The following is a 26,000-nucleotide window of genomic DNA, read 5'->3' as shown; positions in this document are numbered from 1 at the left end:
GTTATTTTCTTCGAAAATATCTTTAAAAACGGAGTTTTATTCTGTGAAATCCGAGAATACCGCCGAAACGCCCGCGCTAGACCGGATTGACCGCCGCATTCTGGCGGTCCTGCAGGTCGATGGCCGGATCACCACCACGGACCTCGCGGCCAGGGTCAACCTGTCGACGACGGCAACTGCGGAGCGGATGAAGCGCCTTGTGCGGGACGGCTACATCCTGCGCTTCTCCGCCGAGCTCGACCCGCTTCGCCTCGGCCTGGGGCTTCTTGTCTTCCTGCAGGTCAAGCTCGATCGTACCACACCCGATGTCTTCGACGCCTTCGCACAGGCCGTGAAGCGGGTGCCCCAGGTGCTGGAGTGTCACATGGTGGCCGGCGGGTTCGACTATCTGGTCAAGGCGCGCGTCTCGGACATGGCCGCCTATCGCAAGCTTCTCGCCGATGCCGTGCTCGACCTCCCGGGCGTGCGGGAAACCCATACCTACGCCGTAATGGAAGAGGTCAAGGATACTCATGTCCTGCCACTTTAGGTCAGGCGCACGGCAGCATAACGAAGCCGTGTGTTGACCGTCATTGCCGCCTCTTGCAGGAAAAGAAAAAAGGGAAGGACCTGCCTTGATGTTCGATAGCCGCCACCGTTCGCGCCCGATTGCCGGCGCGGCGCTCGCCGCCAGCCTGTTGCTCGCCGCTCCCTTCGCCGGAGCGCGGGCCGCCGATGCTCCCGATCCGGCCGACTGGCCGGCCGTGCTGGAGGCCGCGCAGGGCCAGACGGTCTATTTCCATGCCTGGGGCGGGGAACCGCGCATCAACAGCTACATTGCCTGGGCCGGCGAGCGGCTGAAGGAAATGCACGGTGTCACGGTCGAGCAGGTGAAGGTCGACGACACCGCCAATGTCGTTGCCCGGGTGGTCGCCGAAAAGGCGGCCGGACAAGACACCGGCGGCGCGGTCGATCTCGTCTGGATCAATGGCGAGAACTTCGTTTCCCTCAAGAAGGCCGGCCTGCTGACGACACCCGGCTGGGCGACGAAACTCCCCAACTGGGACCTGGTCGACACGGCGGACAAGCCGGCGGTGCTGACGGATTTCACCGAGCCGACAGACGGGCTTGAAAGCCCCTGGGGCATGGCCAAGCTCGTCTTCATGCATGACACGGCGACGCTCGAGCATCCGCCGACGACCCTGGCAGCGCTGGCGGAGTACCTGAAGACCCATCCCGGTCGCTTCACCTATCCGCAGCCGCCCAATTTCCACGGCTCGACCTTTCTCAAGCAGGTGCTGGCGACAACCATTGCCGACAGGACCAAACTGGCGAAGCCGGTCGATCCGGCGAGCTTCGAGGCCGATGTCGCACCGCTCTTCGCCTGGCTCGACGCGTTGCACCCGACCATGTGGCGGCAGGGCCGCGCCTTCCCGCAGAACCAGCCGGCCATGCGCCAGCTTCTCGCTGACGGCGAGATCGACATCGCCTTCACCTTCAACCCCGCCGGCGCCTCGGCCGCGATCGCGGCCGGCGAGTTGCCCGACACCGTGCGCACCTTCGTCCTCGACGGCGGCACCATCGGCAATGCCCATTTCGTCGCGATCCCGTACAACGCCAATGCCAAGGCCGGCGCGCTGGTTCTCGCCGACTTCCTGCTGAGCGCGGAAGCGCAGGCGCGCAAGCAGGACCCGACGATCTGGGGCGATCCGACAGTGCTTGCCATCGATGCCTTGAGCGATGCCGACAAGGCCCGCTTCGCCGCCCTTAACCTTGGTATCGCGACGCTCACTCCGCAGCAGCTCGGCCCGGTCATCGACGAGCCGCATGCAAGCTGGATGACGGCGCTGGAACGCGCCTGGACCGCCCGCTACGCCTCCCAATGACGACACGGACCGGGCAGGCCGCACGACGATGATCAGACTGGCGCCGGCGGCAACACTGATCCTGATGCTGGGTCCGGTTGTCGCGGGTCTTGCGGGCACGCTGTTGCCGGCCTTCGGCCTTGTCCCCGCGCTTGGCGGCGACATGCTGTCCCTTGACGCATTTCGCCGGCTTGCCGCGCAGCCGGGGCTGGCCACCTCCGTCCTGCTTTCCCTGAGCACAGGCCTTGCGGCAACGCTCAGTGCCTTCGTGCTGACGATCCTGTTCACCGCCGCCTTCGAGGGCACGCGGCTGTTCCGCACGCTCCGCACGCTGCTGTCGCCGCTGCTGTCGGTACCGCACGCCGCGGCGGCCTTCGGCCTTGCCTTCCTGATCATGCCGTCCGGCTTCGCCATGCGGCTGCTGTCGCCCTGGGCGACCGGCGCGACGCGCCCGCCCGACGTGCTCATCGTCGGCGATCCGGCGGGCATTGCCATGACGCTCGGCCTGATGGCGAAGGAGATCCCTTTCCTCTTCCTGATGGTGCTCGCCGCCTTGCCGCAGGCCGACCCGGCCCGCGCACGGCGCGTCGCGGCGAGCTTCGGTTATGCACCGGTCGCCGGGTGGCTGAAGACCGTTCTGCCGCGCGTCTATCCGCAGATCCGCCTGCCGGTCTTCGCCGTCATCGCCTACGCCACTTCGGTGGTCGACGTCGCCCTCATCCTCGGCCCGACGACACCGCCGCCGCTTGCCGTGCGCCTGACCGGCTGGATGAACGATGCCGACCTGTCGCTGCGCTTCATGGCCTCGGCCGGGGCGCTGCTGCAGCTTGGCGTGAGCCTTGCCGCCATCGCACTGTGGATCCTGGGCGAAAGGGTCCTCGCATGGCTCGGTCTGCGCTGGATCGAGAGCGGCGGGCGGCGGGCGGCCGATCTTACCCTGGCCGCGCTTGCGGGCACGCTGATGAGTGTGCTGACGGGCGCCCTGCTGCTCGGCCTGCTCGTGCTCGCGCTCTGGTCGCTGGCCGGGCCCTGGCGGTTTCCGGACGCCCTGCCGGCAAGCTTCACGCTGGCGACATGGCACCACCACCTGGCGGCGGCCGGAGGGACGGTTCGCACGACGCTGGCAATCGGGCTGCCGGTCGTGGCGATCGCCGTCGCGCTGGCGCTCGCCTGCCTGGAAAACGAGACCCGGCGATCCCGCGTCCTGCGGCACCGCTCCTTGCCGCTCGTCTACCTGCCGCTGATCGTGCCGCAGATCGCCTTTCTGTTCGGCCTGCAGATTCTGTTCCTGATGGCCGGACTGCACGATACGCTGGCCGCGGTCGCGCTCGCCCACATGGTCTTCGTCATCCCCTATGTGCTGCTGGCGCTGTCCGACCCCTGGCGCGCCATCGACCCGCGTTACGGCCATGTCGCCAGCGCGCTTGGCGCATCCCCCGGCAGGACCTTCTGGCGGGTCCGACTGCCGCTTGCACGGCGCGCCGTCGCCACCGCCGCGGCGCTCGGTTTCGCCGTATCTGTCGCGCAATACCTGCCGACGCTTTTGATTGGCGGCGGGCGCACGGCAACCGTGACCACCGAGGCCGTTGCGCTGGCATCCGGCGGCAACCGCCGGCTCGTAGGCCTCTATGCGCTGCTGCAAATGGCACTGCCGTTTGCTGCCTTCGCGCTGGCCGCTGTCATTCCCGCGGTGACCTTCCGCCACCGCAAAGAACCGGAGCCTGGCGCATGAGCGAGCCGCTGACCTTCGAGAAGGTGGAAATCTCCCTCGCCGGGCAACCGCTGATCGGCCTCGACAGAACCATCGGCCCCGGCGAAGTGCTAACCGTGATGGGGCCTTCGGGCGTCGGCAAGTCCAGCCTTCTGTCTCATGCCGCCGGCTTCCTCGGCCCCGCCTTTCAAGCGCGCGGGCGGGTGCTTTCCGGCAACCTCGACGTGACGGGACTGCCGGCGCACAAGCGCCAGCTCGGCCTGCTGTTCCAGGATCCCCTGCTCTTCCCGCACCTGAGCGTCGGCGCCAATCTCGCCTTCGCGCTGACGCCCGACCTGAAAGGCAGCGCCGCCCGTGAGGCGGCGGTTGCCGCAGCGCTTGCCGATGTCGATCTTTCGGATTTCGCGGGCCGCGACCCCGCCACGCTTTCGGGCGGCCAAAAGGCGCGGATAGCCCTGATGCGGGTGCTGCTGTCGCGTCCGCGCGCGCTGTTGCTCGACGAGCCGTTCTCCAAGCTCGACGCCGCGCTGCGCGGACAGATCCGCAAGCTGGTCTTCGACAAGGCGCGCGCGCACGGGCTGCCCGTGCTGCTTGTCACCCACGATCACGCGGACGCGGAAGCGGCCGGCGGCTCGGTCGTCGACCTTACGCTGTCCGCCTGACCGGGCGGGCTCGGCTGCTCAGCCGGCCTCGTTGGCGGCGGACGATTGCAGCAGGGCGTAGCGCTCGATGCCGATCTGCTCGATCAGGTTGAGCTGCGTTTCCAGATAATCGATATGATCTTCCTCGTCGCCCATGAGGTCCTCGAAGAGGCGCATGGTGACGTAGTCGCCGACCGCGAGCGTCGCCTCCCGCGCTTCCTTGTAGAGCGCACGGGCGGAATATTCCCCGGCGAGATCCGCCTCGATGACGTCCTTCAGCGACTGCCCGATCCGCAGGGGATCGAGCGTCTGCATGTTGGGAAATCCTTCGAGAAAGAGAATCCGTTCGACGATGCGGTCCGCATGCTGCATCTCCTCGAGCGATTCCTCGCGCTCCTTCTGCGCCAGCTTGCCGTAGCCCCAGTCGTCGAGCACACGGTAGTGCAGCCAGTACTGGTTGACCGCCGTCAACTCGTGGCGCAGCGCCTTGTTGAGGTAGTCGATGACTTTCGCGTCACCCTTCATCGCCCGTCGTCTCCCCCTTTGCCGGCGGCGTGCCCGTTTCCGCCGGCGCTTCCTCATGGATTATCGGAATAATCGTGCTGAAGCATCCCCCACAACGCGGTCGCTTGCCAAGCGCGCGAAACACCGCGCCCGGCGTCACGACAACGCGGTCGGGACCTGACTGGAGTTCGCGCGCGGCACGGCGCAACTCCTTGTCGGTCAACACATTGCAGGAACATACGATCACGTCGAATGCAGGCTCGCGGCACGCCGCGCAACCTTCCCTTCGAAAAGTTGAACTTTGGACACTACATATGGGACGAACCGGGCCGATGCAAACCGATTGCACCGGTATACGTCAGGACGCGCCGGGTTGCTTGCGGGAAATGGCTTGCGCGATCACGCGACTCATCCCCTGCTTGACAGACCATCGGGTCTTCGCGCGATCCTCCTGTCCGCACCTCCCGCCTGCGCGAGCTTCGTCCATCCGGAGCGAAAACCAAGTCGTGAAGAGTATAACCTCTCACTACCGACGCCCAGGATCGCCAACCCTCCCCCCTTCATCTCCCTTGTCAGAAAACAAAAAAGAACTGCGGATCTTATTGCTAACGAGATACGCAAATTTACGAATGATTAGCCGATCTATCCTATTCATGACGTGAAAGCACGTAGCGGCAGGTGCGATCCCGGTTCATCTGAACCGGTTTCGGCGCCAAGAAGCTGCCGCGTGCCATATCGGGCGGCAGGTGCCGGCACCTGTCTGAAGGAGCGTTTCATGAACTGGAAAATCGGTCACCGCCTCTGGGCACTCGTCCTTCTCTTCGCAGCCGGCATCGCCGCCTTGCTCGCCGTCCAGATCAGCGGCTATCACAGCCGTCTGGTTGAAGACCGAAAGTCGGAACTGCTGCATATCTCCGAAGTCGCCTATTCGGCGGTCGAGCGGGAATACAAGCTCGCGCAGGAGGGCAAGAAGAGCGATGCGCAGGCGCGCGCGGACGCGGCCGACACGCTGCGAAACATACGCTATGCCGGCACCGAGTATTTCTGGATCAACGACCTCGACCACATGATGGTGATGCATCCGATCTCGGCCAAGCTCGAGGGGCAGAACCTTGAGACGATGGAAGACAAGACCGGCAAGCGCTTCTTCGCCGAATTCGTCAAGCTGGTGAAGGCCGAGGGCCAGGGGCTGGTCGAATACCACTGGCCGAAGCCGGGCTCCGACGAGCCGGTTCGCAAGTTTTCCTACATCAAGGGCTTCATGCCGTGGGGCTGGGTCATCGGCACCGGTGTCTATGTCGATGACATCGACACCCTGTTCTACGGCGAATTGCTGCGGCAATCGCTGATCGTCTTTGCCATCGTGGCGCTTGGCGGCGGCATCTGCGTGCTGCTGGTGCGTTCCATCACCCGGCCGCTTCACGAACTCGTCGGTCGCATGCGGTCCCTGCGCGAGGGCGACACGCAGACCCCTGTCCCCGGTGCCGGGCGCGGGGACGAGATCGGCGAAATGGCCGTCGCGGTGGATGCCTTCCGCGAGGCGGCGATCGAGCGCGAGATGATGGCGACCGAGCAGCAGAAGGAAGAAGCCTCAAAGATCAAGCGCCAGCAGCGCATCGAGCAGCTCATCGCCCGCTTCCGCAACGTGATCGCGCAGCTTCTGGAGCAGGCGGAGACGACCAACGCGACGTTCGGACGGGCGGCCGAAACGCTGTCGCACAACGCGGCCTCGACATCCGACCGGACCACGACCGCCTCCACCGCGTCCCAGGAAGCCTCGGAGAATGTCCAGTCCGTCGCCAGTGCAGCGGAAGAGCTTGCCGCATCGATTGCCGAGATTTCGCGCCAGGTCGGCCAAACCACCCAGGTCGTGACCGACGCGACGACCAGCGCCCAGGATGCCAACCTCAAGGTGTCGGGGCTCGCAGCCGCCGCCCACAAGATCGGCGAGGTCGTGGTTCTCATCCAGGCGATTGCCGAGCAGACCAACCTCCTGGCGCTGAACGCCACCATCGAGGCGGCGCGAGCGGGCGAAGCAGGACGCGGCTTTGCCGTCGTTGCCGCCGAAGTCAAGGAACTGGCGACCCAGACCTCCAAGGCGACCGAGGAAATCGGCGCCCAGATCACCGCCATCCAGAACGAGACAGGCGAGGCGGTCGAGGTGATCGGCATCATCGCCCGCACCATGCAGGACGTGAACGGCTACACCTCGGCGATCGCGGCCGCGGTCGAGGAACAGGGGGCCGCGACGGGCGAGATATCGCGCAATGTCCAGCACGCCGCGCATGGCACCAAGACAGTCGCCGACAACCTTGCCCAGCTTCTCGACACGGCGGAGCAATCGACCGCCAGCTCCAGCGAGGTTCTCGATGCATCCCGCAGCGTGACCACCACCTCGCAGCGTCTGAAGTCCGAGTTCGAGACCTTCCTCCAGGAAGTCAGTGCAGCCTAACCGATTGAAAGATCACGCGCGTTCCCTTTATTGACGAAAGGGAACGCGCGCGATTTCTCACTTCAAGCGGGTTAATCCGGGTTCGTTTTCAAGATAACGACAATTTTACGTTTCTGCCCCAGTCTTTCTGCCAACGCGAAGTCAAGTAGCCAACAAACAACTGAGGGAACAACCGGTCATGGGCCTGCTTTCACGCTTAAACCTGGTCTCGATCGTCTCGATGGCCGCTGCTCTCATGATTGTGCTGGCTCTCGGCACTGTCGGAACCGTCATCTATATGGTCCTTGCCGATCGCATCCAGGCAGATGCGGTCACGCGCCAGGATGCCAGCCTCCGTATCGCCGCGACCATCGTCGAACGCGACATGCCCGGAACCAGCATCACCTGGGGCGAGGACGGAAATGTTCGCCGCGTCGTGATGGAGAGCATTCCCGAAGAGGTCAGCGACCACACCATGATCGACACGATCGGCCGGATGACGGGCGAGACGGTCACGGTCTTCAAGTGGAACCCGGAAAACAAGGATTTCTGGCGCAAGACCACCAACATCATCAAGCCGGACGGCTCGCGGGCAGTGGGCACGCCACTTGGCCAGAACGGGGCGGTCTATCCCGTGCTGACGAAGGGCAACACCTTCCGCGGCGAGGCCGTCATCCTCGGCACCCCCTACTACACCATCTATGAGCCGATCTACTCGCCGGCCGACGAGATCACCGGCATTCTCTATGCCGGCGTGCGCAAGTCGGCGATCACGGCGCTGATGGACAGTGTCACCAGCAAGCTGATGATCGCCTTCGTGCCGATCCTGCTCGTTTCGATTGCCGCCATGGCCCTTCTGGCCCGCCGCCTGCTGAAGCCGATCCCGCGCATCGCCGAGGTCGCGCACAACATCGCCGACGACAATCTGGACGCGGAAGTCCCCTATACTGATCGCAAGGACGAGATCGGCCAGCTCGCGCTCGCCGTCGACGTGCTGAAGGAGCGCGCTCTGGAGCGTCGCCGCCTTGCCGCCGATCGCGAGGCAGCGACCAGCGAAAGCCGCAACCGCCAGGGCGAGATCGACGGGCTGATCGCCGAGTTCCGGACCACCGTCCAGACCCTGATCGGCACGGTCAGCCAGACGGCCTCGGGTCTCGACGAGACGGCGCGCGAACTCTCCGCCTCCGCCCATGAAAGCGCAGAACGGGCCGGCGAGACCTCGCAGGCAAGCTCGACCGCAACCGACAATGTCCAGTCCGTCGCCAGCGCGGCCGAGGAGCTCTCCGCCTCCATCGCCGAGATCTCCCGCCAGGTCGGCCAGACCACCCAGGTCGTCGACCAGGCGACCCAGGGCACCCACTCGACCAACGAGAAGGTTGCAGGCCTTGCGGCCGCCGCCAACAAGATCGGCGAGGTCGTCTCGCTGATCCAAGCGATTGCCGAGCAGACCAACCTCCTGGCGCTGAACGCCACCATCGAGGCGGCGCGGGCGGGCGAGGCCGGGCGCGGCTTTGCCGTCGTCGCCGCCGAAGTCAAGGAACTGGCGACCCAGACCTCCAAGGCGACCGAGGAGATCGGCGCCCAGGTCGCGGCGATCCAGGGCTCGACCGGCGAGGCCGTCTCGGCGATTGGCGAGATTGCCCAGATCATGCAGGAAGTGAACGGCTACACCGCCTCGATCGCCTCGGCGGTCGAGCAGCAGGGTGCCGCGACGAGCGACATCTCGCGTTCGGTGCAGCAGGCGGCGGAAGGCACCGGCGCGGTCACCCGCAACATGGAGCTGCTCGCCTCGACGGTGGAAAGCACCTCGTCGGCGGCCGGCAACGTGCTCGATGCGTCCGGCGCCATGAGCCGCAACACCGACGCCTTGCGCGAGGAGATCGACCGCTTCCTCAACCGCGTCGCCGCTGCCTGAGGCACCCCTTGACAAGAGCGGCATTGACACGGGCGGCGCGGCATTCAATGCCGCGCCGCTTTTTCTCAAGCTGCTGGAATCGCAGAAGTTGTCGGCGTGAAAGAAATTCGCCGCACTTTACCTAAGATTCACGGACGGCAGCCTATTGTCGCTCAGCTAATGCGTGTGGAGGATAATTGATGTCCCGGATTCTTGGCCTGGTTGGCAATCTCGGGTTTGCCGCGAAGATCGGCGGCGGGTTCGCCGTCGTGCTGTTGCTTGCTGCCGTTGTCGGCGGCGTCGGCACAATGGCGATCGGCGGTCTGACCAATCAAATGGAAACGTCGAAGATTGCCACAGGGGTCATGGCGCGGCTGCAGGATGTGTCCGCGCTACGAGAGACCTTCCTGCAAAGCCGTGACGCGGCCGATGCGGAGGCGACGCGGGGCGCTGTCACCGGCCTGGAGAACGAACTCCAGTCCCTGAAGGCATCCGTCGCCGGAGATGCGGCCGCCTCCGAAGCGGTGTCCTCCGCGGTGAGCTCCGTCGCCGTGATGCGCAAGGACTTCGCCAGGGTCGGCGAGGAGATTTCCCGCCAGCAGCAGCTTTCAAGCGACCTTGCCGGCGCCATCGGCAAGCTGGGCGATCTCGCCAATCAGATCAATGGCGACATGCAGATCGTGCGCCGCGATGCCAAGCGCGAAAGCCTGCGTGCCGCCGCCACCCGCCGCAAGGCCGACGACATCATCCGTTTCGTCGTGTCGCTCCAGGAAGAAGCCCTGAGGGCACAATTCCTCTTCCTGCGCTCGACCACCTCGACGGCCGCAGGCCTGCTCGACGAGGCGGTGCTTGAGGCGAACAAGCTCGCGGACAATGCCCGCGCCCTCACCAACGCCCGTGTGGACGGCGTCGACCAGGCAAGCGTCGAGGCGCTGGCGACCCGCTCCGGCGAGTTGCAGGGTTACTTCACCCAGCTGCAGGAAACCTCCTCTTTCGCCGAGGTGCACAAGCTGCGCCGCGAGATCAATGTCGCTCTCGAGGAGATCGTCGGGGCCGCCAAGGCGGTGCAGACCTCCGCCTATGCCGCCATCGATCTGGTGCAGAAGGAAGTCCAGGCCCGTGACATCGACCTGATCAAGGTCGACCTGGTCTCGACCAATGCCGGCGACCTGTCGAAGCAGGCGCTGGTGGTCAAGGCGACGACGCTGGAATTCCTGACGGGCCTCGGTGCCGTCAACCCGGACAATGTTACCCGCGAGATCGCGGAACTGAGCCGCGTCGCCGGCACGCTTGCCGCCTCCGCCAACCAGTTCCCGAAGGTTGCAGAGACGGTCAAGATCGCCCAGCAGGAGATCGAATCCTATCGCGGTGCCTTCGACAACATGACCGCCAGCATCGACGCGGTGCGCCTGTCGTCCTCGGAGCTCAGCAATGTTGCTTCGGAGATGCGGGGCAAGATCACCTCGCTCGCCAGCGAACAGGCCGACAAGGCCGCGAGTTCGGGTGCCGCCAGCTTCTGGACCATCGCCGTCACCCTGGTGACCGTCGTCGGCCTCGGCATTGCCGTCGCCTTCGTGCTGTCGCTCGCCATCACCCGCCCGACGCGCCGCCTGACGGATGTCATGGGCCGGTTGGCGGAGGGTGACACCGATGTCGAGATCGCCGGCACGGAGCGCGGCGACGAGATCGGCGCGATGAGCCGCACGGTCGAGGTGTTCCGCGACAATGCCCGCGAGCGCGCCCGCATGCGGGAGGAACAGGAACGCGAGCAGGAGGCCGCCGCGATCCGTCAGACCCGCGTCGACGAGCTGATCGGCGCCTTCCGCGCCCAGGTGCAGGAGTTGCTGTCCTCGGTTGGCGACACCGCCGCCGGGATGGAGGCCACCGCCCGCGACCTGACCCGGATTGCCGGCGAGAGCGCCGGCAAGGCCGAGGAGACGACCCATGCAAGCGGCGCCGCCACGAGCAATGTGGAAAGCGTCGCAACCGCCGCGGAAGAACTGGCAGCCTCGATCAGCGAGATCGCCCGCCAGGTCGGCCAGACCACGGAGGTGGTCAACCAGGCCTCGCATGGCACCCGCCAGACCAACGAGAAGGTTGCAGGCCTTGCTGCCGCCGCCAACAAGATCGGCGAAGTCGTAACCCTGATCCAGGCGATCGCCGAGCAGACCAATCTCCTGGCTCTCAACGCGACGATCGAGGCCGCCCGCGCCGGCGAGGCCGGCAAGGGCTTTGCCGTCGTCGCCGCCGAAGTCAAGGAGCTGGCCAACCAGACGTCCAAGGCGACCGAGGAGATCGGCGCGCAGATCGCGGCGATCCAGGGCTCGACCAAGGAAGCCGTCGAGGCGATCGGGGCAATCACCCAGACCATGCAGGAAGTCGACAGCTACACCTCGGCGATTGCCGCGGCTGTCGAGCAGCAGGGCGCGGCGACCAACGAGATCTCGCGCAACGTCCAGCATGCCGCCGAAGGCACGACGTCGGTGACGGCCAACATGGGGCAGCTCTCCAGCGCGGTCGCCGAAACCAACGCGTCGGCCGACATGGTGCTGGTTGCCTCCAGCGACGTCGGCGACAAGACCCGCGAGCTGCGTACGCAGATCGACCGCTTCCTGGCCGATGTGGCTGCGGCCTGAACAAACCCGCTGCTCACCATCGAACAGCGAAACGGCCCGTGGATTTTCCACGGGCCGTTTTGTTCTGGTGCCCGGGTTCTGGTGTTTGGGTTTTGGCGTCCGGGTTCTGGTGTTTGGGTGTTTTGGCGCGTCCGGTTTGTGCTTTTGGTTCAGGGGGCGAGTTTTGCCGCGGCGCGCTTTGCCATGACGGCGATGAGGTTGGCGCGGTATTCGGCCGACCCGTGGATGTCGGCGATGAGGGTGCCCGGATCGGTGGTGACGCCGGCTGCGGCCTGCGGCGTGAGGCTTTCGGCAAGCGCTGCCTCCAGGCCCTCATGGCGGAAGACGCCGCTGGCGCCGGCGCCGGTGACGGCGGCACGGATGCCCTCGCCGGTCCTGGCGAGGAACACCCCGGCCATGGCATAGCGCGAGGCCGGGTTGGGGTATTTGGCATAGGCGCACGAGGCGCATGCGGGGAAGATCACCGCGGTGACGATCTCGCCCTCCTCCAGCGCCGTCTCGAACAGGCCGGTGAAGAAGTCGGCGGCCGCGATCTCGCGCCGGTCGGTGACGATGGTGGCGCCAAGCGCCAGGGCGGCGGCCGGATAGTCGGCGGCCGGGTCGTTGTTGGCCAGCGAGCCGCCGATCGTGCCGCGATGGCGCACATGCGGATCGCCGATATGCCCGGCCAGCTCGGCAAGCCCCGGCGCCAGCCGGCGCACCAGATCGGAAGCCGCGACCTCCGCATGGGTTGTCGCCGCGCCGATGCGCAGGGCGCCGCCGGTCTCGGCAATGCCCTTCATCTGCGCCACATGGGCGACATCGACCAGATCCGAGGGCGCGGCAAGCCGCTGCTTCATCGTCGGCAGCAGGGTCTGCCCGCCCGACAGGATCTTCGCCTCCTCGGCCCCTGCAAGCTTCAAGGCCGCGTCCGCCACGCTCGTTGCCCGGTGATAGGTGGTCTCGTACATGTCCCTCTCCCTCGTTGCGCTGCCGGCTTGCGGCCCGCGCCCATATCGCCTTGCCAGTCTGAGCCGGCCAGTCCGAGCCGGCCAGTCACGTCAGACCAGTCACCTCAGATCAGTCTGGCCCGCCTGAGCTGATCGCCTGAACCGGCGGCCTGGCCCGCGGGCCCGGCCTGTTCTGTCCCGTTTGCGCAGCGCGGAACACCGCGCTGCTTGTTGTCCCTCTCCGGTCGCTGGCCGGCGGCCTATTCGGCGGCTTGTGCCGGCTGCACGCTCTTCAGCGCCCGCCACACCGCCTGCGGCGTTGCCGGCATCTCCAGCGCATTGGTGCCGATCGCATCGGTGATCGCGTTGATCACCGCCGGCGGCGAGCCGATCGCCCCCGCCTCCCCGCAGCCCTTCATGCCCAGCGGATTGCCCGGGCATTCCGTCACCGTCGTCATCAGCCGGTAGGAGGGCACGTCGTCCGCGCGCGGCATCGTGTAGTCCATGTACGAGCCCGACAGAAGCTGCCCGTCCCCGTCATAGGCGGCGTTCTCCATCAAGGCCTGGCCGATGCCTTGCGTCAGCCCGCCATGCACCTGCCCCTCGACGATCATCGGGTTGATGATCGTGCCGAAGTCGTCCGCCGCCACGAAGTCGACGATCTCCACCTTGCCCGTCTCCGGGTCCACTTCCACCTCGCACGCATAGGTGCCGGCCGGGAAGGTGAAGTTGGTCGGATCGTAGAACGCTCCCTCCTTCAGCCCCGGCTCCATGCCTTCGGGCATGTTGTGCGCCGTGTAGGCCGCAAGCGCCACCTGGAAGAAAGGAAGCTCCTTGTCCGTGCCGGCCACCTTGAACGTGCCGCCCTCCACCGTGATGTCGCCTTCCGAGGCCTCCATCAGGTGGGCCGCAAGCTTCTTCGCCTTCGCCTCCACCTTGTCCAGCGCCTTGACGATCGCCGACATGCCGACAGCCCCCGAGCGCGACCCGTAGGTGCCCATCCCGAACTGCACCTTGTCCGTGTCGCCATGCACGATCGAGACCGTGTCGAGACCCACCCCGAAGCGCTCCGCCACAAGCTGGGCAAACGTCGTCTCGTGCCCCTGGCCATGGCTGTGCGAGCCGGTCAGAACCTCGATCGTGCCGACCGGATTGACCCGCACCTCGGCGGATTCCCACAAGCCGACGCCCGCGCCCAGCGAGCCGACCGCCTGGCTCGGCGCGATGCCGCAGGCCTCGATGTAGCAGGACAGCCCCAGCCCGCGCAGCTTGCCGCGCCGCGCCGCCTCCGCCTTGCGGCCGGCAAAGCCCGCCTGGTCGATCGCGCCAAGCGCTGCATCCAGCGAAGCGTCATAGTCGCCCGCGTCGTAGCACATGATCACCGGCGTCTGGTGCGGGAAGGACCGGATGAAGTTCGCCCGCCGGAACGCGGCAGGCTCCATCCCCACCTCGCGCGCCGCCGTCTCCATCATCCGCTCCAGCAGGTAGGTCGCCTCCGGACGCCCCGCCCCGCGATAGGCATCGACCGGCACCGTGTTGGTGTAGACCGTCTTCACGTTGGCGTGGATCGCCGGGATGTCATACTGCCCCGACAGCAGCGTCGCGTAGAGATAGGTCGGCACCGACGACGAGAACAGCGACATGTAGGCGCCAAGATTGGCCACCGTCTTCACACGAAGCCCGGTGATCCGGTTGTCGGCGTCGAGCGCCATCTCCGCTTCCGAATAGTGGTCGCGCCCATGCGCGTCGGTCAGGAACGCCTCCGTCCGGTCGCAGGTCCACTTCACCGGAACCCCGGTCTTCTTCGACGCCCACAGGCAGACCATCTCTTCCGGATAGATGTAGATCTTCGAGCCGAAGCCGCCGCCCACATCCGGCGCGATCACCCTGAGCTTGTGCTCCGGCGCGATGTTGTAGAAGGCCGACAGCACCAGACGCGCCACATGCGGGTTCTGCGAGGTCGTCCACAGCGTGTAGTGTTCCTCGGCCTCGTCGTAGTCGGCAAGGGCGGCACGCGGCTCCATCGGGTTGGGCACAAGCCGGTTGTTGCGGATCTCCATCCGCGTCACATGCGCGGCGGAGGCGAAGGCCGCATCGGTCGCGGCTGCATCGCCGATCTCCCAGTCGTAGATCAGGTTGCCGGGCGCTTCCTCGTGCAGCTGCGGCGCGCCCTCCTTCAGCGCGTCGAGCGCATCGACCACCGCCGCAAGCGGCTCGTAGTCGACCTCGACCGCATCGGCCGCATCGCGTGCCTGCGCCTTCGTCCCGGCGACGACCACCGCCACCGCCTGGCCGACATGGCGCACATGCTCGCTCTCCAGCGCCCGCCACGCCCCCATCTTCATCGGGGTGCCGTCCTTCGAGTGGATCATCCAGCCGCAGATCAGGTTGCCGACCCCGTCCGCGACAAGCTCCTGCCCGCTCAGCACCGCGATCACCCCGGGCATGGCGCGCGCCGCCGCCGCGTCGATCCCCCTCACCTTCGCATGGGCATGGGGCGAGCGCACGAACGCCGCATGCGCCATCCCCGCAACGCTCATGTCATCCGTGTAGCGCCCCTTGCCGGTGATGAAGCGCTTGTCCTCGCGCCGGCGAACCCGCGCACCGATACCCTCAACCGAACCTGCCATCTCGTCCTCCCTCGCAGCGGACCTTCGCGCTCCCTGGCGCCCCGCTCCCTCCCCCGGAAAGGGGCAGGGCCGAAGCCGGGGCCAAAACCGGGACGGGTCCGCAAAACCGTTCCCCGAATATGCTCTCTTGCCGTCTTCCGCCGGACCTCGCCGGCCCGGCCGCAAAGCCTGGCTGCAAAGCCTGACTGCAAGCCTGGCGGCCTCCCGCCACAAGGCCCTCGTTCTCTCAACGTCCCGGGCCCCAACGTCCCGCTCCCAACGTCCCGGATCAGCCGTTCCTGCGTCTTCCAGCCCCGGCCTTGCGGTCAGGTCCTCCGACCCTTCCTGCCAGCCATTCCTGCCAGCCCTCCCGGACGGCAAGTCCGGTTTGCGGACCCGATTGCGGTCCCCCAGTGCGGGGCCCAGTACGAGAGCCGCCAGTGCGGAGCCGCCGATGCGGGGTCCCCAGTGCGAAGCCCAATGCGGGGCCCAGTGCGTAGCCGGATTGCGGCCATGCCCGTACCCGAGCCGGCCCTTCGACGCCCTGTTCAGGCCGCCTACTCGGGCCGCCTACTCGGGCCGCCTACTCGGCAGCCGTCTGCATTCCCGCCATCGTCTCGCTCGCCGCCGCGATCGCCTTGACGATGTTGTGGTAGCCCGTGCAGCGGCAGATATTACCCTCAAGCTCCGCCCGGATCGTCGCCTCGTCGAGCGGTCCCCCACCATGGCGCGCGATCATGTCCACCGCCGCCATGATCATCCCCGGCGTGCAGAACCCGCATTGCAACCCGTGATGCTCCTTGAATGCCGCCTGCACCGGATGCAGCTCGCCACCTTGCGCAAGGCCCTCGATCGTCGTCACCGCCGACCCGGACGCCTGCGCCGCAAGCATCGTGCACGACTTCACCGCCTTGCCGTCCACATGCACCACGCACGCCCCGCATTGCGACGTGTCGCAGCCCACATGCGTTCCCGTCAGTCCCAGAACATCGCGCAGGAATTCCACCAGAAGCGTCCGGTCCTCGACCGACCGCGTCACCTCGCGCCCGTTCACAACAACACTCACATCGCCCATCAAAACCTCCCTCTCGTTCCCGCCCAGCTCGTCCGCCCGGCTCTTGTCTCCCCCGGCAGCAAGCCGGGCAAACCTTCAAGCCCGGCCAACCGCCGGGCAGCGCCCTCAGCTCATCAACGCCAGAACCACGATCACCACGCCCAGCGCCGCAAGGCCCCACACGACCGGACCGCCCAGAAAACCACGCCCCGCCGCGCTCTCGACCTCCGTCTCCACCTCGTGAACAGCCTCGGAGACAGCCTCGCCGACCCGGTGCGGCGCATCCGAAAGCGCCTGCGTCTTCGCCTCCTCCGCAAGCCCCGCGTCAAGCTCCACACCCGCAAACGACGACGAAGCCTCGCCCGAAGACGCCGCAGACGCATCGCCGCCAGACGCATCGGCATCGGGCGCGGCCCCGTCCCCCTCGACGATCTCCTTGAACTTGCCGAAAAACTCGTCCGCCATCTTCCGCGACGTCGACACGATCAGACGGCTGCCAAGCTGCGCGAGCTTGCCGCCGACCTGCGCCTTCACTGAATAGCTCAGAACCGTCGCATCGCCGTCCTCGGCAAGCGACACGTCCGCCGACCCCTTGGCAAAGCCGGCAACGCCGCCCTTGCCCTCGCCGACAATCGTGTAGCTCTCCGGCGGAACCATGTTCTCCAGCGTCACCGCACCCTTGAACGTCGCCTTCACGGGACCGATCTTCGCAACGACCGTCGCGCTCATCTCACGGTCCGAAAGCTTCTCCAGGGACTGGCAACCCGGTATGCAACGACGCAGAACATCCGCATCGTTCAACGCAGACCAGACAACACCCCGACCAGCCAACAACCGGTACTCGCCTACCAAATCCATGTTCCGGCACCTTTGCAAAAGGGTTCGCGCGCATCTCGCCGCGCCTTGCGCATCTTCAGTTGCGGACAGCTTGACCAAGCCGGCCCCGCCTTTCAAGTGCTTGAAAGAAAATCAGCTACAAACTTCTCTTTGGTGCAGCGCGGCACGCCGAACGGTCCTCGCGATACCTCCTTGCGGAAACCCGAGGGGCAGCGCATGGCGATTGACCGCGGCAGGCAAGCGCCCTATGGCGTTCGCCAAGGACCGCAACCCAGATCACGGCAGGAAAGGACCATCGCTTGTCCGACGACGCGAGAGACCGGGCGACCGGCGACACGCAGGAGGCCGCGCCCGCCGGCAATCCGCCGGCGCCGGTCTGGCCGACCATGCTCCAGACACGGGGCTGGTCCGACTATGCGCTGCTCGACTTCGGCCATGGCCGCAAGCTGGAACGCTATGGCAGCATTGTCGTCGACCGTCCCGAACCGCAGGCGATGGGCGCGCCGCACCTGCCGCAGGCCCGCTGGGACGCGGCCGATGCCGTCTTCACCGGCAATGACGAGGATGACGGGCCTGGACGCTGGAGGCTGAACCGCGACCTGCCGGAGACCTGGCAGATGGCATTCGGCGATGTCCGTTTTCTCGGCCGCTTCATGTCCTTCCGCCATGTCGGCGTGTTTCCCGAACAGGCCGCCCACTGGCAATGGATGGCCGACCGGGTGAGGGCCCGCCAGGCGGCGGGCGGGCGGCCGATGCGCATCCTCAACCTGTTCGGCTATACCGGCCTTGCCTCGCTGGTGCCGGCCGCCGCCGGGGCCGAGGTAACGCATATCGACGCCTCGAAGAAGGCGATCGGCTGGGCCCGCGAGAACCAGGCCCTTTCCGGCCTCGACGACCTGCCGATCCGCTGGATCTGTGAGGACGCGACCAAGTTCGTCGCCCGCGAGGTCAAGCGCGGCAATGTCTATGACGGCATCCTGCTCGACCCGCCGAAATACGGGCGCGGACCGAAGGGCGAGATCTGGGACCTTTACGAAAGCCTGCCGCAGATGCTGCCGATGATCGAGAAGATCCTGTCGCCGGAGGCCGATTTTCTGGTGCTGACCGCCTATGCGATCCGCGCCAGCTTCCTGGCGCTGCACGAGGTCATGGCCGACACGCTGGCCACGCGCGGAGGAAGGCTTGAATCGGGCGAGCTCGTGCTGCGCTCCGAGACCGGCGAACGGGCGCTTTCCACGTCCCTCTACAGCCGTTGGAGCGGACAATGAGCGGGCGCGACGATCCTCCTGGCGCCCGCAGGGCCGGCCAGGTCAAGCAGGTTACCTCCTTCTCCAACCCGCTGGTCAAGGACATCAAGGCGCTGATCGCGCAGCGCAAGCATCGACAGAAGACGGGCCGCTTCGTTGCCGAAGGACTGAAGCTTGCCACCGACGCGCTTGCCGCCGGCTGGGAGGTCGACATGCTGGCGATCGGACCGGAAGCGCACGACAGCGCCGCTACGCGCGAAGTCGCGGCCACGGCGCGGGCGCGCGGGGCGACGATCCTGGAGGTCTCGACCGCCGTCCTGGCAGCCATGACAAGGCGCGACAACCCGCAGATGGTCGTCGGCGTCTACGGGCAGAAAACCCTTTCTCCCGGCGCGTTGCGCACGGCCATCGCGGCCCGCCCCGATGCCGTGTGGGTCGCCCTCGACCAGGTCCGCGATCCGGGCAATCTCGGCACCATCATCCGCACCGCCGACGCGGTCGGGGCGGCCGGCGTCATCCTGGTCGGCGAGACCACCGATCCCTTCGCGGTGGAGGCGGTGCGCGCCACAATGGGCTCGCTCTTCCATGTGCCGCTTGCCCGTCTGTCGCGAGACGCGTTCCGCGAGATCGCGCAGGCCTGGCCGGGGACGGTCGTCGGCACGCATCTCAAAGGGTCGAGCGACTACCGGACCATCGCCTACGCTCGCCCCACCCTGCTGCTGATGGGCAACGAACAGTCCGGCCTTCCCGAGGAGATGGCGCAGGCCTGCAGCGCGCTCGCTCGCATCCCGCAGGCCGGGCAGGCCGACAGCCTGAACCTCGCCGTCGCCACGGCGGTCATGCTCTACGAGATCCGCCGCGCCGACCTTGCGCTCTGAGGGGGAGCGCGGCGGCATCCCTCGGAGCGCGACCGGGCACGGCCTAAAGGTCGATCCGGCGGCTTTCGCCCGCGCCGATCACCTCGATGCCCTTCGTGCCCGTGACCGTGGAAATTTCCAGTGTCTCGGCATAGGGCGCGGTCTGCGGCAGGACGATGCCGGACACGCAGCCGACGACCTCGATCCCCCAGTAATCCGGCTGCGTCACATAGACCAGCGGCCGCAATTCCACCCGCATGGAAACGGTCGCCCGCTCGCCGGTGACCAGCAGGAACTTGCCGTTGCCGCCGAGACCTACGAAAACCTCGGCCGTGTCGAAATCGATCAGCGCACAACTCCGCGATGCGGGCCGCGCCTGCAGCGTCTTTGCGATGTCCATGTTGAAACTCCCTGTGCTGGCAATAAAACGGCATTGAAACCCGGTGGCGGGATCCGCCACCGACACACGCCATGTGAGAAAATACCACAAGACCACAACCCTTGGGAAATCACGCCATGCGCCTCTTCGTCTTCGGTATCGGCTACTCGGCGGATGCCTTCGTCACCCGTATCGCATCGCGCTGCGCCTGGATCGGCGCGACAACGCGCAGCCCCGACAAGGCGGAGGCTCTCAGGGCGCGCGGCATCACCCCGTTCCTGTTCGACGGGACGGCACCGGGCGAGGGCATCGCCGATGCCCTCGCGCAGGCGACCCATGTGCTCGTCTCCATCGCCCCGGGGGAGGCGGGCGATCCGGTGCTTGCCCGTCACGGTGCGGATCTCGCCGCCGCCCGGCCCGCATGGACCGGGTATCTCTCGACGGTCGGCGTCTATGGCGACCATGGCGGCGACTGGGTCGACGAGGAAACGCCCTGCAAGCCGGTCTCGCGACGCTCCGTCCAGCGGGTGGCGGCCGAGGAAGCATGGCTGGCGCATGGCGGGAAACCGGCGCAAGACGGAAAACCGGAAGGCGTCGTGCAGGTCTTCCGCCTGTCGGGCATCTACGGTCCGGGCCGCAACGCCCTGGTCAATCTCGAGAAAGGCACCGCGCGCCGGCTGGTCAAGCCGGGGCAGGTGTTCAACCGCATTCATGTGGCGGATATCGCCGGAGCGCTGGAGGCGGCGATCGACGGGCCGGCGAAAACCCGCGTGTTCAACGTCACGGACGACGAACCGGCGCCGCCGCAGGATGTGGTTTCCCACGCGGCCGGTCTTCTCGGCGTGGCGCCGCCGCCGGAGCAGGATTTCGCGACCGCCGAACTCAGCCCGATGGCGCGCTCCTTCTACGGCGAGAACAAGCGTGTCTCGAATGCCCGGGTGAAGTCGGAACTCGGCTACGACTTCCTCTTTCCCACATACCGCGAGGCGCTTTCGGCCCTTCATCGCGACGGCTGGCGCTGAGCGCGTTTCACTCGCCGCGCGTCTGCCCGTCTGCGGCGAAGCGCACCGGCGGGCCGGACAGGGCGGCAATGTTGCGCGCCGGCGGCAGCGCCGCGATTTCCAGTATCAGTTTCTTGCGCACGGCATCGGCGAAGGTCGCTTCGGAATCGGCCGTGACGACAAAGGAACCGGGGCCGCCGATGATCAGCCTGGCGAAGGCGTCCTCCAGATCGTAGCGGGCCGGACGCCCCGAACAGTGCCGGCACAGCACGGCAAGGCCGTTGATGACGATCCCGGCGGCAACCACCTCGGCCCGGGCCGTTTCCAGCGGCGGGCCGTTCCAGCTGTTGGCGCTGTCGGCGGAAAGGTCGATCACCCGCCGGACCCCACGATGGCCGCTGTCCTCGATCAGCCGCTTGCCCTTCAGAAGCGCCGAGCCGATGGCGTTGCGCCCATAGGCGCGCCGCGGCGCGGCCATCAACGCCTCGGCGAAGCCACGCGCTGCGTCGGCACCGTCGATCACCGTCCAGCCGACAACGACATCCTGCGAGGCGGCGTTTCCCCATTCCACATAGGTGACGGCGATCTTGCCATAAGCGTTGTCGAGGATGGCGGAGAGCACCATCGGATCGGTGATCGCGTCGGCATAACCCTGGCGCTGGAAGCGGATCTCGGCATCGTCGATGGAGCCGCTGGAATCGGCCAGCAGCACGAGTTCCAGATCCAGGTCTTCCGCCACCGCCGGCGCGAAGGACGTCGTGGCTGCAAGCAGCAAGGAAACCACGAGGCGGGCGAGTGCGCGCATGCTGTTTCTCCCGGGCGATCCGACGGCACCTGAGTGAAGCATGCCCGCTCACGCGAGGGAACGGCGAAAGCCGGCCCCGGCCTTTCACGTTCCGGCGAGCAGCCGGCACATTCAGACAGAAACCGGCCGCCAGCGCCGCTCAGACCTCCTTCTTGTGCTCCTTCTCGTGCCAGGGACCATGGACGCTGCCGATAAGGCAGGTGGTCTTGCACTTGCTCCTGCAGCGGGTGCCGGTGTTGCGAACGATGCCCGTGCGGGCCAGCAGGGACGGATGAAAGGTCCAGGAGGTATCGAGATCCTGGCCGCGATCGCGCAAAGGCGCCCATTCCGGCGCAAGGATCTGGCGGCGCCCCGTCTCGTCGGTTCGCTCCACGTGAATGCGCAGCGGCCAGGAGCGCAAGCCGCCCCGCGCCAGGCAGAGCCCGAAACGCCCGGCCTGCCCGGCCTCCTCGAGCAGGTGGCCGATCCTCTCCATGGCGGGAGCCGCGCGCGCCAGCTCCACCTCGCCGAGACCGTGACGGGCGAAGGCGAGCGGCAGCCACCGGCCGTCGAGACAGCGCCAGGATGTCGGCCGCCCTTCGCGCGAAAGCGCCGAGCCCCGCGCGCAGACCGTGACCGACAGGCTGTTGGCCCGCCGGTCGTGGCTTTCCCAGACAGTTTCGCCCTCGGCGAGCGTGAAGTGCACATGCAGCAGGTTGACGCCGAACGTGTCCTCCAGCCCCTCGTCGATCAGGATATCGGCGATGGCGGAGAAGAGAGGCGCATCGCCGGCCGGGTCGAAACGCTCGACATCGTCGACATGGGGAAGGCCGGCATAGGGCAACGGCAGGCCGTTTTCGAAAGCGGCGGAAGAACGCGGTGCGGACATGGTCGTCTCCAAATGGCTGATCGAAACCGCCGTCGTTCCCGCATGACGGGAACCCGGCAGGGATCATTCAACCCGCAAGAGAGAAAATTCGCAACACGTGACTGAAGGAAGACGCAACGTCAGCCTGGAGGGCCGCCGGATCCTGTCGCAGGCAGGGAAACGGGAGGAGCGGCGGCCTTGCCCTGGCGCTGCGCGAAGGCTGTCGCGGCAAGGCCTCCCATCACCAGCACCAGCGCCACCCCGAGCGATGCGGAAGGAACCGTTCCGAGAAACGCCACCGACAGGACAACGGCGGTTACGGGACTGAGGGCAAGAAACGCCGTGACCACGGCCGCCGGCAGATGTGACAGGGCGTAGAGCCAGAACAGGAAGCCGAAACCGCTCGACAGGCCGACGAAACCGACCAGCGCCACCGTGCGCGCCGTCCAGTCCGCCATCGCGACGCCGTGCGGTTCGATCAGTCCCATCAGGCCGAGCGGCAACAGCGAGGCGGACATGGCGATGACACTGACCCGGGCGACGCCGCAGCGCTGGAGATAGGGGCGGTAGAGGCTGGAGCACAGCGCTCCCGTCAGGGTGGCAAGCCCCGCGCATCCCAGTCCGATCCAGTCGGAGCCTGCCATCCGGCCGGTCAGGGCGTCCCCGGCAAGCAGGAAGGCGACGCCGACGACGGACAGGACGATCGACCAGAGCGCCAGCCTCGTCACCCTGGCCGCTCCCAGCACCCAGCCCACCGCCAGCGTGACGATCGGCAGCGTGGCGAAGACCAGCGCCACGCGCGGCGATCCGGTATGAAGCACCGCGACGTTGAGCAGGGCCACCAGGATGCCGAATTGCCCCATGCCGATCAGCGCAACGGGCAGCATGTCGCGCCGCGTCACCGGCGCGCCGGAAGACAGGGCCGCCACCGGCAGCAGGATGGCAAGCGCGATGGCATAGCGCAGGAAGCCGAGCCGGCCAGCGCCGACTTCGGCAACGACCGCCTCGCTCGCGACAAGGGCCGCCCCCACCTGGAAGCCGGTCACGACGGAGGCCAGGACGGGCAGCCTCACAACTCGCGTCCCCAGACCTGGCCGACCAGATCCTTGCCGAAACTGCGGTGCGGCGCTTCCTCCAGCAGTTCAAAACCCGCCGCCTCGTAGATGCGGCGGGCGGAGACAAGAATGTCATTGGTCCACAGTACCATCCGCCGGTAACCCTTCGCCCGGGCAAAACGCAGGCATTCCTCGACAAGGGTGCGGCCAAGCCCCTTGCCGCGCGCCGCCGGGTCGACATAGAGCATGCGCAGCTTGGCGGTCTCGGCGTCCTCGCGCACGACGAAGACCGAGCCGACGATCTCGCCCTCCATCTCGGCAATCCAGCAGCGCTCGCCGGCGGGGTCGAAATTGCGGATGAACTGGCCGGCGATTTCCGAGATCAGCCCCTCGAACGTCCAGTCCCAGCCATATTCCCGCGTGTAGAGCGCCGCCTGGCGGTGGACGACCTGGCCCAGGTCGCCCGGTTCGGGATCGCGCAGGATGAAGGCGCGCGCCTCGCCCCGATCGCCAAGAAGCCGGCGGATGCGCGCCATGGAACCGGTCAGTTGCCGGCGCTCGGCCGGAGAAAGCGGCGCCAGCAATTCGGCAACCTCGCCGGCCGAGGCGGCATTCAGCCCGGCATAGACCTCGCGGCCCCGCTCCGTCAGGCTCAGCAGCAGGCGCTTGGCATTGTCGGGCGCAGGCGTCCGCTCCAGCAACCCGTCACCCTCGAGACCGGCGACCAGACGGCTCAGGTAACCCGCATCCATCTTCAGCACGTCGCCCAGTTCGCGCGCTGCCGGCGGGGTGTCGGGCGGCGCGTTGGCAAGCTCGTAGAGGATGCGGACCTGGGCGAGCGAATAAGGAGAGGAGAGCAGATGCTCGTTCAGCGCACCGACGAGCCGCGTGTGAAAGCGGTTGAACCGGCGTATGGCGGCGACGTCCCCGTCGCGTACCGGAGCGGTATCGAGGCGATGCGGGCCTGACGGGTGAGCGGGCATATTGCTGAAATCCACCATATGTTGACTTAGTCAACATATGGAACCTGCGATCAGGACGCAATGCGTCTTTTGACGCAGCGGCTCCAACGCATCAAGCGCCGCGCCTGCCCCCTTCGGGGACGAGCGCGGCCGGACTCAGTTGGACCGGGTGCGGCGCACCGCATCCTGCCAGCCGGCATAAAGCGCCTCGCGCGCGCCCTCCTCCATCGCCGGCTCGAAGCGGCGGTCGAGATGCCAGGTCTCGGCGAAGGCTTCCATGTCCGGCCACACACCCGCCTTGTGGCCGGCGAGCCAGGCGGCGCCCAGCGCCGTCGTCTCAAGGATCTGCGGCCGGTCGACCGGCGCACCAAGCAGGTCGGCGAGAAACTGCATGGTCCAGTCCGAAGCGGTCATGCCACCATCGACGCGCAGCACGATGCCGGCGGTGTCGATACCGGCCGCGTCCGCGCGCATCGCCTCGATCAGGTCGCGTGTCTGGTAGCCGACGCTTTCAAGCGCCGCCCGGCAAAAATCGGCCGGTCCGCTCGCCCGCGTCAGGCCGAACAGTGCGCCGCGCGCATCCGGGTCCCAGTAAGGCGCGCCGAGGCCGACAAAGGCGGGCACCAGATAGAGCCGGTTCTCAGGGTCGGAGGCTTCCGCAAGCTGCTGGCTTTCCGAAGCCTGGCCAATGATGCCGAGCCCGTCGCGCAGCCATTGCACGGCGCTGCCGGCAACGAAGATCGAGCCCTCCAGCGCATAGGTGGTCTTGCCGTCTAGCCGGTAGGCAATCGTCGAAAGCAGGCGGTTCTGCGAGGCGACCCGGGTCTCGCCCGTGTTGATCAGCGCGAAGCAACCGGTGCCGTAGGTTGACTTGACCATGCCGGGACGGAAGCAGGCCTGGCCGACGGTCGCCGCCTGCTGGTCGCCGGCAACGCCGAGGATCGGCAACTCAGTCCCGAAATGCCCCGCCTCGACCGTGCCGAACTCGTCGGCGCTGTCCTTCACCTCGGGCAGCATCGACAGGGGCACGCCGAGAATGCCGCAAAGCTCTTCGTCCCAGCGATTCTCGTCGATATTGTAGAGCAGCGTGCGCGAGGCATTGGTCGCGTCGGTGACATGGGCGCGGCCGCCGGTCAGTTTCCAGATCAACCAGCTGTCGACCGTGCCGAAGACCAGCTCCCCGGCCTCGGCTCGCGCCCTTGCGCCCTCGATATTGTCGAGGATCCAGGCAAGCTTGGTGCCGGAGAAGTAGGGATCGAGCAGCAGGCCGGTGCGCTGCGTGAACAGCGCCTCGTGCCCCTGCCCTTTCAGCCGGGCGCAGAACTCCGCCGTGCGCCGGTCCTGCCAGACGATGGCATTTCCGACCGGCTCGCCGGTCCTGCGGCTCCAGACCAGCGTGGTCTCGCGCTGGTTGGTGATGCCGACCGCGGCGATGACTGAGGCCCCGCCCTCGACTTTCGACAAGGCCTCGCGGCAGACGGCGAGCGTCGAGGTCCACAGGTCGCCCGGATCGTGCTCGACCCAGCCGGAATGTGGAAAGTGCTGGGCGAATTCCTGCTGGCCGACCGCCACCGACCGCAGATCCCCGTCAAAGACGATGGCCCGGCTCGATGTGGTGCCCTGATCGATTGCGAGTATATGTCCGCCGCTCACACGCCGCCTCCCGATACGTTCGTTTTCTTTCCTTATTGCCCAAAAAAACCATCAAACGAAACAAAAAAACGGTCAATCGAAAATCACACTTCCTGCATCGCCGC

Annotated in this window: 21 protein-coding genes; 10 read left to right on the top strand and 11 right to left on the bottom strand. The window is 66.8% G+C overall.

All coding sequences use genetic code 11. The annotated features are described in order from the left end of the window. The first annotated feature begins 43 nt into the window (after positions 1-43). The 4 genes from ACQY46_RS06855 (at position 44) to ACQY46_RS06840 (ending at position 4,217) form a co-directional block, all read left to right on the top strand. The gene (locus tag ACQY46_RS06855) at positions 44-529 is read left to right on the top strand and encodes an Lrp/AsnC ligand binding domain-containing protein (protein WP_428699516.1); all 486 of its coding nucleotides are present in this window, start codon (positions 44-46) and stop codon (positions 527-529) included. A gap of 88 nt (positions 530-617) precedes the next feature. Beyond that, complete coding sequence (locus ACQY46_RS06850) at positions 618-1,865, top strand: ABC transporter substrate-binding protein (RefSeq protein WP_428699515.1); 1,248 nt, start codon at positions 618-620, stop codon at positions 1,863-1,865. 28 nt (positions 1,866-1,893) lie between these two features. Further along, positions 1,894-3,576: an ABC transporter permease gene (locus tag ACQY46_RS06845; protein WP_428699514.1), complete on the top strand. Its 1,683-nt coding sequence runs from the start codon at positions 1,894-1,896 to the stop codon at positions 3,574-3,576. Next, positions 3,573-4,217 carry an ATP-binding cassette domain-containing protein gene (locus tag ACQY46_RS06840; RefSeq protein ID WP_428699513.1) on the top strand — a complete coding sequence of 215 codons (645 nt, stop codon included), beginning with the start codon at positions 3,573-3,575 and terminating at the stop codon, positions 4,215-4,217. Before ACQY46_RS06845 ends, ACQY46_RS06840 begins: the two co-directional genes overlap by 4 nt. Positions 4,218-4,235: 18 nt before the next feature. Here the strand turns inward: ACQY46_RS06840 and bfr are convergent, their stop codons facing one another. Continuing rightward, positions 4,236-4,721: a bacterioferritin gene (gene bfr, locus ACQY46_RS06835; protein ID WP_428699512.1), complete on the bottom strand. Its 486-nt coding sequence runs from the start codon at positions 4,719-4,721 to the stop codon at positions 4,236-4,238. A gap of 754 nt (positions 4,722-5,475) precedes the next feature. On the opposite strand from bfr, the gene ACQY46_RS06830 reads away from it, so the two are divergent. The 3 genes from ACQY46_RS06830 (at position 5,476) to ACQY46_RS06820 (ending at position 11,661) form a co-directional block, all read left to right on the top strand. Next, positions 5,476-7,152, top strand: a complete 1,677-nt coding sequence (locus ACQY46_RS06830; protein ID WP_428699511.1) for a methyl-accepting chemotaxis protein — start codon at positions 5,476-5,478, stop codon at positions 7,150-7,152. A 178-nt stretch (positions 7,153-7,330) separates the two neighbouring features. Next, positions 7,331-9,046, top strand: coding sequence for a methyl-accepting chemotaxis protein (locus ACQY46_RS06825; RefSeq protein ID WP_428699510.1), 1,716 nt, complete (start codon positions 7,331-7,333; stop codon positions 9,044-9,046). A gap of 179 nt (positions 9,047-9,225) precedes the next feature. Then, complete coding sequence (locus ACQY46_RS06820) at positions 9,226-11,661, top strand: methyl-accepting chemotaxis protein (protein ID WP_428699509.1); 2,436 nt, start codon at positions 9,226-9,228, stop codon at positions 11,659-11,661. Between the two features lie 149 nt (positions 11,662-11,810). Here ACQY46_RS06820 and ACQY46_RS06815 read toward each other — a convergent pair whose 3' ends face one another. The 4 genes from ACQY46_RS06815 to ACQY46_RS06800 form a co-directional block, all read right to left on the bottom strand. Further along, on the bottom strand, positions 11,811-12,611 hold the full coding sequence (locus ACQY46_RS06815; protein WP_428698066.1) for an FAD binding domain-containing protein: 801 nt from the start codon (positions 12,609-12,611) through the stop codon (positions 11,811-11,813). A gap of 239 nt (positions 12,612-12,850) precedes the next feature. Next, positions 12,851-15,220 (bottom strand): xanthine dehydrogenase family protein molybdopterin-binding subunit, encoded by a 2,370-nt coding sequence (locus tag ACQY46_RS06810; protein WP_428698067.1) that lies wholly within the window; start codon positions 15,218-15,220, stop codon positions 12,851-12,853. Between the two features lie 562 nt (positions 15,221-15,782). Next, complete coding sequence (locus ACQY46_RS06805; protein ID WP_428698068.1) at positions 15,783-16,274, bottom strand: (2Fe-2S)-binding protein; 492 nt, start codon at positions 16,272-16,274, stop codon at positions 15,783-15,785. Between the two features lie 105 nt (positions 16,275-16,379). Next, positions 16,380-17,111 carry an SRPBCC family protein gene (locus ACQY46_RS06800; RefSeq protein ID WP_428699508.1) on the bottom strand — a complete coding sequence of 244 codons (732 nt, stop codon included), beginning with the start codon at positions 17,109-17,111 and terminating at the stop codon, positions 16,380-16,382. Between the two features lie 278 nt (positions 17,112-17,389). Between ACQY46_RS06800 and ACQY46_RS06795 the strand changes: the two genes are divergently transcribed. Then, entirely contained in the window at positions 17,390-18,358 is a 969-nt protein-coding gene (locus ACQY46_RS06795) for a class I SAM-dependent methyltransferase (RefSeq protein ID WP_428699507.1), read from the top strand. Next, a complete protein-coding gene (locus ACQY46_RS06790; RefSeq protein ID WP_428699506.1) occupies positions 18,355-19,215 on the top strand; it encodes a TrmH family RNA methyltransferase in 861 nt (286 codons plus the stop codon). Before ACQY46_RS06795 ends, ACQY46_RS06790 begins: the two co-directional genes overlap by 4 nt. A 43-nt stretch (positions 19,216-19,258) precedes the next feature. On the opposite strand, the gene ACQY46_RS06785 is transcribed toward ACQY46_RS06790, so the two are convergent. Next, positions 19,259-19,594 (bottom strand): hypothetical protein, encoded by a 336-nt coding sequence (locus ACQY46_RS06785; RefSeq protein WP_428699505.1) that lies wholly within the window; start codon positions 19,592-19,594, stop codon positions 19,259-19,261. 116 nt (positions 19,595-19,710) lie between these two features. Here ACQY46_RS06785 and ACQY46_RS06780 point away from each other — a divergent pair, with 116 nt between their 5' ends. After that, positions 19,711-20,595 (top strand): SDR family oxidoreductase, encoded by an 885-nt coding sequence (locus tag ACQY46_RS06780; RefSeq protein WP_428699504.1) that lies wholly within the window; start codon positions 19,711-19,713, stop codon positions 20,593-20,595. A gap of 7 nt (positions 20,596-20,602) precedes the next feature. Here the strand turns inward: ACQY46_RS06780 and ACQY46_RS06775 are convergent, their stop codons facing one another. The 5 genes from ACQY46_RS06775 to glpK all read right to left on the bottom strand — a co-directional run bounded on the left by ACQY46_RS06775 (position 20,603) and on the right by glpK (position 25,896). After that, complete coding sequence (locus ACQY46_RS06775; protein ID WP_428699503.1) at positions 20,603-21,379, bottom strand: DUF1194 domain-containing protein; 777 nt, start codon at positions 21,377-21,379, stop codon at positions 20,603-20,605. Positions 21,380-21,518: 139 nt separating this feature from the next. Further along, positions 21,519-22,247: a hypothetical protein gene (locus tag ACQY46_RS06770; RefSeq protein ID WP_428699502.1), complete on the bottom strand. Its 729-nt coding sequence runs from the start codon at positions 22,245-22,247 to the stop codon at positions 21,519-21,521. A gap of 119 nt (positions 22,248-22,366) precedes the next feature. Beyond that, positions 22,367-23,299 carry a DMT family transporter gene (locus ACQY46_RS06765; RefSeq protein WP_428699501.1) on the bottom strand — a complete coding sequence of 311 codons (933 nt, stop codon included), beginning with the start codon at positions 23,297-23,299 and terminating at the stop codon, positions 22,367-22,369. Next, positions 23,296-24,264, bottom strand: a complete 969-nt coding sequence (locus tag ACQY46_RS06760) for a bifunctional helix-turn-helix transcriptional regulator/GNAT family N-acetyltransferase (RefSeq protein ID WP_428699500.1) — start codon at positions 24,262-24,264, stop codon at positions 23,296-23,298. The genes ACQY46_RS06765 and ACQY46_RS06760 overlap by 4 nt, the downstream gene beginning before the upstream one ends. Positions 24,265-24,399: 135 nt before the next feature. Continuing rightward, positions 24,400-25,896: a glycerol kinase GlpK gene (gene glpK, locus ACQY46_RS06755; protein WP_428699499.1), complete on the bottom strand. Its 1,497-nt coding sequence runs from the start codon at positions 25,894-25,896 to the stop codon at positions 24,400-24,402. Positions 25,897-26,000 lie beyond the last annotated feature (104 nt).

Source organism: Stappia sp. (assembly GCF_965276915.1).
GTDB lineage: Bacteria > Pseudomonadota > Alphaproteobacteria > Rhizobiales > Stappiaceae > Stappia.
The sequence above is the reverse complement of the archived record's forward strand: the minus strand, read 5'-3'. Positions and strand labels throughout refer to the sequence as shown.

Excerpts from the sequence above, each read along its gene's own strand:
- ACQY46_RS06850 (WP_428699515.1), top strand. The coding sequence starts at position 618 with ATGTTCGATAGCCGCCACCGTTCGCGCCCGATTGCCGGCGCGGCGCTC.
- ACQY46_RS06845 (WP_428699514.1), top strand. The coding sequence starts at position 1,894 with ATGATCAGACTGGCGCCGGCGGCAACACTGATCCTGATGCTGGGTCCG.
- ACQY46_RS06840 (WP_428699513.1), top strand. The coding sequence starts at position 3,573 with ATGAGCGAGCCGCTGACCTTCGAGAAGGTGGAAATCTCCCTCGCCGGG.
- bfr (WP_428699512.1), bottom strand. The coding sequence starts at position 4,721 with ATGAAGGGTGACGCGAAAGTCATCGACTACCTCAACAAGGCGCTGCGC.
- ACQY46_RS06830 (WP_428699511.1), top strand. The coding sequence starts at position 5,476 with ATGAACTGGAAAATCGGTCACCGCCTCTGGGCACTCGTCCTTCTCTTC.
- ACQY46_RS06825 (WP_428699510.1), top strand. The coding sequence starts at position 7,331 with ATGGGCCTGCTTTCACGCTTAAACCTGGTCTCGATCGTCTCGATGGCC.
- ACQY46_RS06820 (WP_428699509.1), top strand. The coding sequence starts at position 9,226 with ATGTCCCGGATTCTTGGCCTGGTTGGCAATCTCGGGTTTGCCGCGAAG.
- ACQY46_RS06815 (WP_428698066.1), bottom strand. The coding sequence starts at position 12,611 with ATGTACGAGACCACCTATCACCGGGCAACGAGCGTGGCGGACGCGGCC.
- ACQY46_RS06810 (WP_428698067.1), bottom strand. The coding sequence starts at position 15,220 with ATGGCAGGTTCGGTTGAGGGTATCGGTGCGCGGGTTCGCCGGCGCGAG.
- ACQY46_RS06805 (WP_428698068.1), bottom strand. The coding sequence starts at position 16,274 with ATGGGCGATGTGAGTGTTGTTGTGAACGGGCGCGAGGTGACGCGGTCG.
- ACQY46_RS06800 (WP_428699508.1), bottom strand. The coding sequence starts at position 17,111 with ATGGATTTGGTAGGCGAGTACCGGTTGTTGGCTGGTCGGGGTGTTGTC.
- ACQY46_RS06790 (WP_428699506.1), top strand. The coding sequence starts at position 18,355 with ATGAGCGGGCGCGACGATCCTCCTGGCGCCCGCAGGGCCGGCCAGGTC.
- ACQY46_RS06785 (WP_428699505.1), bottom strand. The coding sequence starts at position 19,594 with ATGGACATCGCAAAGACGCTGCAGGCGCGGCCCGCATCGCGGAGTTGT.
- ACQY46_RS06780 (WP_428699504.1), top strand. The coding sequence starts at position 19,711 with ATGCGCCTCTTCGTCTTCGGTATCGGCTACTCGGCGGATGCCTTCGTC.
- ACQY46_RS06775 (WP_428699503.1), bottom strand. The coding sequence starts at position 21,379 with ATGCGCGCACTCGCCCGCCTCGTGGTTTCCTTGCTGCTTGCAGCCACG.
- ACQY46_RS06770 (WP_428699502.1), bottom strand. The coding sequence starts at position 22,247 with ATGTCCGCACCGCGTTCTTCCGCCGCTTTCGAAAACGGCCTGCCGTTG.
- ACQY46_RS06760 (WP_428699500.1), bottom strand. The coding sequence starts at position 24,264 with ATGCCCGCTCACCCGTCAGGCCCGCATCGCCTCGATACCGCTCCGGTA.